Below are 6,864 nucleotides of genomic sequence, written 5' to 3' on the forward strand. Positions count from 1 at the left end.
TTTATAAACAATTTGTAACAACTGATACCAATCGATCGAGTCGTTACCGTTAAGTTATGATACACGAGATGAACTTTCACAAAATTCCTATCAGTGCAGCTTGAAGCTAGCCAGGATTCCAGCCATGACAACAGCCATCCCAGCCACCCAAAATAAGTTTGAAAGACTCAAATCAGAAAAAGACGGACTTGCAGTCAAAACCGAGCTAGATGAATTTGCTCGGATTGGCTGGGAGGCGATGGATGAAACCGACAGAGAGCATCGGCTCAAGTGGTTGGGTGTATTTTTCCGTCCCGTCACTCCTGGGCGATTTATGATGCGGCTGCGGGTGCCGAGTGGAATTATTAATAGCGACCAGTTGCGAGTATTGGGCGATATCATCCAACGCTATGGCGATGAAGGTTGCGCGGATCTGACTACACGTCAGAGCATTCAGTTGCGCGGGATTCGGATTGAGGATTTGCCCGAAATTTTCCGCAAGATGGCAGCAGTCGGACTGACTAGTATGCAGTCGGCGATGGATAACGTTCGCAATATTACGGGTTCGCCTGTAGCTGGCATCGAAGCGGGGGAATTGTACGATACCCGCGAAATGATTCAGGAATTGCAAGATCGGATTATTAGTAATGGTGAGGGCAATCCTGAATTTAGTAATTTACCACGCAAATTTAACATTGCGATCGCGGGTTGTCGCGATAATTCGGTTCATGCCGAAATTAACGATCTCGCCTTCGTTCCGGCTTTTAAAGATGATGTTTTTGGGTTTAATGTTTTAGTCGGCGGCTTCTTTTCGGGTAAGCGGTGCGATGCGGCGATGCCGATGAATGTCTGGGTGGCACCTGAAGAAGTTGTCGAGTTTAGTTTGAGTATCTTACGGTTGTTCCGCGATAACGGTTTGCGTGCCAATCGGATGAAAGCACGGTTAATGTTTCTGATTGATGAATGGGGGATTGAAAAATTCCGCACCGAGTCAGAACGCGTCTACGGTAAAACGCTACTAACCGCCGCACCAAAAGATGAAATCGAATGGGAAAAACGCGACCATATCGGTGTTTATCCCCAGAAACAAGCCGGACTAAGTTATGTCGGCTTACATATTCCCGTCGGTCATCTTAAAGCTAATGATTTCTTTGAATTAGCCAGATTGGCAGAAGTTTATGGGACTGGAGAATTACGGGTTACTGTCGAACAAAATGCGATAATTCCCCACGTTACCGATGCTAAATTACCAACCCTATTAAGCGAACCAATTCTCCAAAAGTTCCAGGTAAGTCCGGGTAATTTAACCCGCACCGTCGTCTCGTGTACGGGTGCTAAGTTTTGCAACTTTGCCATGATTGAAACCAAGCAATATGCTGTATCGGTTATCGATCTAGTTGAGGCTAAAGTTGATGTTCCCAAACCAGTGCGGATTCATTGGACTGGTTGCCCCAATTCTTGCGGTCAACCTCAAGTTGCCGATATCGGTTTGATGGGTGCCAAAATCCGCAAGGACGGTCAAACCGTCGAGGCTGTCGATATCTTCATGGGTGGTACCGTAGGTAAAGATGCCAAGCTCGGTGAAAAAGTCATGAAAGGAGTCCCACTGTCAGAATTAGATGGTGTTTTAGTTGATTTATTAGTTGAAAAATTTAGCGCAAAGACCAAATCTTAGTCTGCTAAATTAGCTCCGATCTTGAATCTAGGTTGTCATTTAATTGACAGCCTATTTTTATGAGAGTGAAATAGATCCCCGACTTATTTAACTCGACTTTGGCCATTTGAGGCTAAAGCCTCCAAGGGCTGTCTGGACTCGATCGGAGGCTAATTGAGGCTTTAGCCTCAAATGGTTGTACAGCCTAGATTTCGATTTAGACCGGAGTATCTTTTAGAGAGCCTCCGGCTTAATATCGGGGCAATTGCCTCAAACCCTGATGCTGTGCAAACCCACTCAAATCGTAAATGGCCAAAGTCGAGTTTAAGAAGTCGGGGATCTTATTATTTATTCGCTGCAATCTCCAACTTTTATATATTTAATTTAACTATCATTACCATAACTTTTTACAAACAAAAATTAGGATTTATAGTAGCGATCGATACTGTTTTTAATTTCCGTATTTTAGGACTCTAAAATTCAATATTTGTCAATATTTTATTGCAAATTGGTAACAAAACTAACAGTTTTCGATCGCTTAAAAAACGACAATATAGATAAGCAAATGGCAGTGATTAAATTTAGTGCCCTAAATACGAGGAGAGATCGAGAAATATATGAGTCAATTTTCGCGCAGAAAGTTCATGCTGACGGCGGGCATTACCGCCACGGCGAGTATTTTTACAAATGCTTGTAGTAACAAAGCCGAAGGTGAAAAAGGTTCGACTACTACAACAACATCGACAACTACCATTGCAGCGGGAGATGCACCCGAAGTTACCACTGCCAAATTAGGATTCATTCCGCTGACTGATTCTGCGCCATTAATTATCGCTAAAGAGAAAGGTTTATTTGCTAAATATGGCATGAAAGATGTCGAAGTACTCAAGCAAACTTCTTGGCCTGTTACGCGCGATAATTTAGAAACTGGTTCTACAGGTGGCGGTATCGATGGGGCGCACATTCTTTCGCCCATGCCCTATTTTATGACGATGGGGATGACCAAAACCAAACAGCCAATACCGATGTACATTTTGGCAAGATTGAATACCAATGGGCAGGCAATTTCAGTTGCCAATACATATAAAGATGCCAAAATTCAACTCAAAGGAGCTGGTTTTAAAGAGATTCTAGCTAAAGCGAAAACTGGCGGTAAAACAGATCTAAAAGTAGCCGTAACTTTCCCTGGCGGTACTCACGATTTATGGATGCGTTACTGGCTAGCAGCCAATGGTGTCGATCCGGCTAAAGATGTTTCCATCGTGCCAGTACCACCACCACAGATGGTATCGAACATGAAAACAGCTAGTATGGAAGCCTTTTGCGTCGGCGAACCTTGGAATGCTAGGTTAGTAAATCAAAAGCTGGGCTATACCGCTTTAGTAACTGGCGAACTTTGGAAAGATCATCCCGAAAAAGCTTTCGCGATGCGTGCTGATTGGGTAGATAAAAACCCCAAAGCAACTAAAGCCATCCTGATGGCAGTTCAAGAAGCCCAACAGTGGTGCGATAAAGCCGAAAATAAAGAGGAGATGGCTAAAATAATTTCTAGTCCTAAATGGTTTGATGTTCCTGTTACAGATATTCTGGGTAGGATTCAGGGCAAAATCGATTATGGCGATGGCAGAACCGAAGCTAATTATCCCAACTCCATGAAATTCTGGGCAGATAATAGTTCTTATCCCTATCAAAGTCACGACTTATGGTTCTTAACAGAAAACATGCGCTGGGGCAATATTCCGACTGATTTTGTTAAAGCTAAAGAGTTGGTTAAAAAAGTCAATCGTGAAGACTTATGGAAAGCAGCAGCCACAGCTCTTAAAGTTGATGCCGCCCAAATTCCCACGACTACTTCACGGGGGATAGAAACCTTCTTTGATGGGGTTAAATTCGATCCGGCGAAGCCTGAAGAATATCTCAAAGCTCTCAAGATTAAGAAAGCCTAAATTAACACCAGCACGAATACGCGAGTATGACTGTCTGACGCTAATTTAAGGCTTCGACAATAAAAACACTAGTCCGATCTTATCATCATCAGCTTCGTCTAGTCTCATCAGTCATGCTGAGACTAGGCTCAGTTATTACCAATTACCAGGAGAATTATGGCAGTAAGCAGTAGTCGGCAAGTCACCAAAAATCGCCAAGGTGGCAAAAATGCTAACGCTTGGATAGTGAAGCAAGCCAGAGGAATTATTCCGCCATTAGTTGCTTTGCTAGTCGCTTTGGCAATCTGGCAAATACTTTGTCCGCCAGGTTCTGAAGGATTACCAGGGCCAATTCAAGTTATTCAAGGTGCCTGGGATCCATTTATTATCAATCCATTTTTTGATAATGGTGGTAACTCTAAAGGTTTGGCTTTACAAGTATGGGCGAGTCTCCAACGTGTATTTATTGGATTTAGTTTATCGGCAATTATCGGCGTAGGATTTGGAATTCTCATCGGCTCGAATAAGCTGGTTTATCGATCGCTAGATCCGATGTTTCAGGTATTAAGAACGATTCCCCCTTTGGCATGGTTGCCGATTGCCCTAGCCGCTCTTAAAGATAATGGACTAGCTGCAATATTTGTGATTTTTATTACTGCCGTTTGGCCGATCTTAATTAATACTACCGTCGGCGTTCAACAAATTCCTCAAGATTATATTAATGTAAAAAGAGTATTAAAATTATCTAATAAAGCTTACTTTTTTAAAATTTTATTACCAGCATCATTACCTTACATTTTTACCGGATTACGGATCGGTATCGGTTTATCCTGGTTGGCGATCGTCGCAGCAGAAATGCTCAGAAGCGATGTGGGCATTGGGTTCTTTATCTGGGAATCTTACAATAACGCCTATCTCGATCGGATTATTCTTGCCCTGATTTATGTGGGAATTGTGGGCTTTCTGCTGGATCGATCGATTGCATTTGTCGCTACTAAAATCGTGGCTGAAGACCAAAAGTAGTAGCATTTATAAATTATTAGTGAGATCGGGCGGGTTTGAATGAGGTTGCTGGCACGATCGATATCTAAAATAATTGAGTAGCCGTTTTTTGTTGGCTAGTTGGGTTGGGCGGGTTTGAATGAGGTTGCTGGTGGAATCGATATTAAAGACATTGTCTTGTCGCGCTAAACCATCGGGAAACCCGACGAGCGCGCGCCGCAAACCCGCCCCTACGGATTTTTGGAAAATATAAAAACAAATAATAATTCTCTATTTACTATTCACTAAACTATGTTTGTTCAAATCGACCACGTAGATAAAGTATTTCCTCTGGCTAATGGGGGTAGATATGTCGCCCTAAAAAACATCGAATTACAGATCGAGCAAGGTGAATTTATATCCTTAATCGGACACTCCGGTTGTGGGAAATCGACCCTATTAAATATGATAGCCGGACTCGATCGAGCTACAGCAGGCGGTGTAATTTTAGAAGGACGAGAAATTACCGAACCCGGCCCCGATCGGATGGTAGTATTTCAAAATTATTCGCTCTTACCCTGGCTATCAGTCCGCGAAAATATTGCCCTAGCCGTCGATGAAATTTATAGCAAACAACCAAAAGGCGAACGTAAAAGTATCATCGAACATCATATCGAATTAGTCGGCTTGACACATGCGGCTCAAAAACGTCCCGGACAACTTTCTGGCGGGATGAAACAGCGCGTCGCGATCGCCCGCGCTCTCGCCATTCGTCCTAAACTCTTACTATTAGACGAACCCTTCGGTGCCCTCGATGCCCTCACCCGTGGCGGCTTGCAAGAACAATTAATGCACATCTGCGAAGAAAGCCGCGTTACCGCCGTCATGGTGACACACGACGTAGATGAAGCATTACTATTATCCGATCGGATCGTCATGCTCACCAATGGCCCCGAATCGCAAATCGGGCAAATTCTCACCGTCAATTTACCCCGTCCCCGCCAGCGGATGGAAGTAGTCAAACACCCCGACTACTACACAATGCGGAGCGAACTAATCGACTTCCTCAACCAGCAAAAACGTGTCAAACAACGCCAAGCTGCCAAATCTACCACCATCGTCCCCCAAACCAAAAAACTCGAACAAACCACCGTCAATATCGGCTACATCCCCCTCACCGACGCGGCACCGCTGATTATCGCCAAAGAAAAAGGCTTCTTTGCCAAATACGGGATCGAAACCGTCAACCTTTGCCAGGAGACGAGCTGGGACGCGATCGCCGACCACATCGTCGGCGGGGAACTCCACGCCGCCCAAATGGTCGCAGGGATGCCCCTAGCCCTCACTCTGGGCATGAATGGCAAGCCATCCACCCCCATATCCGTCCCGCTCGTCCTGTCCCGCAATGGCAACGCCATTACCCTCAGTACCCAACTGTACGATCGCGGCGTTCGCACCCTCCAAAACCTCAAAGCCGCCATCAGCACCGCCACCATCGAGCACAAACTCACCCTCGGCATCGTTCACGAATGCTCCATGCATAACTTAATGCTGCGGTACTGGCTGGCATCCGCTGGCATCGACCCCGACACCGACATTAACCTTGTCGTCATCCCACCCCCAGCAATGGTCGAGCGACTCAGAGCGGGAGAAATAGACGGCTTCTGCGTCGGCGAACCTTGGAATACCCAAGCCATCAAGGAACAGATTGGCTTCGTCATTGCCACCGACCTCGATATTTGGGCGGGGAACCCCGAAAAAATCCTCGGATTTACCGAAAGTTGGGTACAACAGCACCCCAATACCCACAGCGCGATCGTCCGCGCCATCCTCGAAGCCTGCGAATACTGCGACGAACCCCGCCACCGCAAAGAAATGCTCGCCCTCATGTCCACACACCTCAATATCGCCCCCGAATACATCCAACCCGGCTTAATCGGGCCATTCGATAGGGGTGGTGATACCCTCCCCGAAATCCTCCCCCGCTACCATCAATTCCACGTTGAAAATGCCAACTGTCCCCGCCGCGTCGAAGGACTCTGGATTCTCACCCAACTCGCCCGGTGGAACATTACCCCCTTCCCCAAAAATCACATCGAAATCCTCTCCAGAGTCCGGCGGGTAGACCATTTCCTCACCGCGTGCCAAGAACTAGGCTACATCGGCATCGAACCCGATCGCGACCCCTTCCAACTCTTCGACGGGCAGGTGTTTAACCCCGACGAACCGCTCAATTATCTCAGAAATCAGCCGATTCACCGGGAGTTAGATGTGAGAAACATCGAGTTAGATGTGTGATGGAGACGGGGAGACGGGGGGACGGGG

General features: G+C 46.0%; 4 protein-coding genes. All 4 read left to right on the top strand.

Features of this window, described 5'->3' with window-relative positions; all coding sequences use genetic code 11:
• The first annotated feature begins 124 nt into the window (after positions 1-124).
• The 4 genes from RMO79_RS24125 to RMO79_RS24140 all read left to right on the top strand — a co-directional run bounded on the left by RMO79_RS24125 (position 125) and on the right by RMO79_RS24140 (position 6,837).
• Positions 125-1,654, top strand: coding sequence for a ferredoxin--nitrite reductase (locus RMO79_RS24125; RefSeq protein WP_310485822.1), 1,530 nt, complete (start codon positions 125-127; stop codon positions 1,652-1,654).
• A 596-nt stretch (positions 1,655-2,250) separates the two neighbouring features.
• Positions 2,251-3,579 carry a CmpA/NrtA family ABC transporter substrate-binding protein gene (locus RMO79_RS24130; protein ID WP_310485823.1) on the top strand — a complete coding sequence of 443 codons (1,329 nt, stop codon included), beginning with the start codon at positions 2,251-2,253 and terminating at the stop codon, positions 3,577-3,579.
• Positions 3,580-3,735: 156 nt separating this feature from the next.
• Positions 3,736-4,581, top strand: a complete 846-nt coding sequence (ntrB, locus tag RMO79_RS24135) for a nitrate ABC transporter permease (protein ID WP_310485824.1) — start codon at positions 3,736-3,738, stop codon at positions 4,579-4,581.
• A gap of 270 nt (positions 4,582-4,851) precedes the next feature.
• Positions 4,852-6,837: a nitrate ABC transporter ATP-binding protein gene (locus RMO79_RS24140; protein ID WP_310485825.1), complete on the top strand. Its 1,986-nt coding sequence runs from the start codon at positions 4,852-4,854 to the stop codon at positions 6,835-6,837.
• The last annotated feature ends 27 nt before the right edge of the window (positions 6,838-6,864 follow it).

The sequence above is a fragment of the Chamaesiphon sp. VAR_48_metabat_403 genome, from assembly GCF_031422475.1.
Classification (GTDB): domain Bacteria; phylum Cyanobacteriota; class Cyanobacteriia; order Cyanobacteriales; family Chamaesiphonaceae; genus Chamaesiphon.